General features: G+C 64.1%; 1 protein-coding gene. It reads left to right on the top strand.

Features of this window, described 5'->3' with window-relative positions; all coding sequences use genetic code 11:
* Positions 1-2,234: condensation domain-containing protein (locus AC4ELS_RS10475; protein ID WP_499047233.1), on the top strand; the 2,234-nt coding region annotated here is incomplete at both ends.

Here is a 2,234-nt window from a genome sequence, read left to right as displayed (position 1 = left end):
GAGCACGGCTACCGAGGAAATCCTGGCGGGTATCTACGCCCAGGTCCTCGGGTTGGAACGGGTCGGCATCGACGACTCCTTCTTCGACCTCGGCGGCGACTCCCTGACGGCGATGCGACTGATCGCAGCCGTCAACGCCGGCTTCGACGCCGAAGTCAGTGTCCGTACCTTGTTCGACGCGCCCACCATCGCCCAACTCGCACCGCACATCAAGGCGGGCTCGAGCGGACGTCAGCGGTTGGTCGCCCAACAGCGACCGGACGTCATTCCGCTGTCCTACGCGCAACAGCGGTTGTGGTTCTTGGAGCAGTTGCAGGGGCCGTCGTCGATCTACAACATGGCGGTGGCATTGCGGCTCGACGGCAACCTGGACGCGGCTGCGCTGGGACAGGCATTGGCCGATGTGGTGGGGCGGCACGAGAGCCTGCGCACGAAGTTCGGGGTCGCCGACGGGATTCCTCAGCAGTTGGTCGTGCCGGCCGCACAAGCAGAACTGGGCTGGCAGGTTGTCGACGCCACCGGGTGGTCGGCGGATCGGTTGGAGGAGGCGGCAGGAGTTGTCGGGCGGCGGCACTTTGACCTCACGCAGGAAATCCCATTGCGGGCAACGCTCTTCCGGATAGCTGAGGATCAACACGTTCTGGTGGCGGTGGTCCACCACATCGCTGCCGATGGTTGGTCGATCACGCCATTCGTGGCGGATCTGGGCTCGGCCTACGGAAGCCGCTGTGCCGGCCGGGCCCCGGAGTGGGCGCCGTTGTCGGTGCAGTACGCCGATTACACGTTGTGGCAGCACGATTGGCTGGGGTCGGCATCTGATCCGGACAGTGTGATTGCCACACAGCTGGCCTATTGGGAACAAGAACTGACCGATCTGCCTGAGCGTCTCGAGCTGCCGACTGATCGGCCGTATCCGCCGGTGGCCGACTACCAGGGTTCCAGTGTGGTGGTGGATTGGCCTGCCGAACTGCAGCAACAGGTGGCACGCGTCGCCCGCGAGCACAACTCGACGAGCTTCATGGTGGTCCAGGCCGCGCTGGCAGCGCTGCTCTCAGAGCTGAGTGCCAGTTCCGATGTGGCGGTGGGAATCGCAACTGCCGGCCGAAGCGATCCGGGCCTCGATGAGCTGGTCGGCTTCTTCGTCAACACTCTCGTGCTACGGCTGGACCTGGGCGGTGACCCCACAGTTTCTGATCTGTTGGACCAGGTACGCCAACGCGGGTTGGCAGCGTTCGAGCATCAGGACGTGCCGTTCGAGGCACTTGTCGAGCGACTCAACCCGACCCGGAGCCTGACCCACCACCCACTCGTGCAGGTGATGGTGTCATGGCAGAACTTCGCCGCCGAGCAAGCTTCTAGTCTGAACCTGGGTGACGTGCGAGCCACACCGATGGATGCAGAAACCCGAACCGCCCGTATGGATCTGGTGTTCTCGCTGGCTGAACGCTTCAACGACGCGGGCGCCCCGGCCGGCATCGGCGGCGTGGTGGAGTTCCGCACCGACGTATTCGACGCGGCGAGCGTTCGCACACTCGTCAAGAGGCTGCAACGTGTATTGGCGGCGATCACGGCTGACACTGCTCAGCGGTTGTCGGCTGTGGGTGTGCTTGATGCTGCTGACTGTGCTCGGTTGGATGAGGTTGGTCATCGGGCGGTGTTGATGCGGCCGGTGGTGGAGTCTTCGATTCCGGCAGTGTTCGCAGCCCGTGTGCAGAGCGCACCCGACGCGGTGGCGGTGCGTTTCGAGGGTCGCGCGTTGTCGTATCGCGAGTTGGATGAGGCGTCGAATCGGTTGGCACGCTTGCTGACCGAGTATGGTGCTGGGCCCGGTGAGTGTGTTGCCTTGATGCTGGAACGCTCGGCGCAGGCTGTGGTGGCGATCTTGGCAGTGCTCAAGTCTGGTGCGGCGTATTTGCCGATTGATCCGGCGCATCCTGATGCTCGGGTTGAGTTCATGCTGGCTGATGCGGGGCCGGTGGCTGTGCTGACCACGGCTGTGTTGGCGGGGCGGCTTGGCGGATCCGGTGTCGCGGTGGTCGAGGTCGACGATCGGCGTATCGATGCGCAGTCCTCAGGCGCGTTGCCGGGTACATCTGCTGATGATGTGGCGCACATCATTTACACGTCGGGCACCACGGGGACGCCGAAAGGTGTTGCGGTTACGCATCAGAACGTGACGCGGTTGTTCGACGGTATGGATGTGGGTGTCGAGTTGGGGCCGCAGCAGGTGTGGT

It is taken from the genome of Mycobacterium shunyiense (genome assembly GCF_058270035.1).
This window is presented reverse-complemented; position numbering and strand designations above follow the sequence as displayed.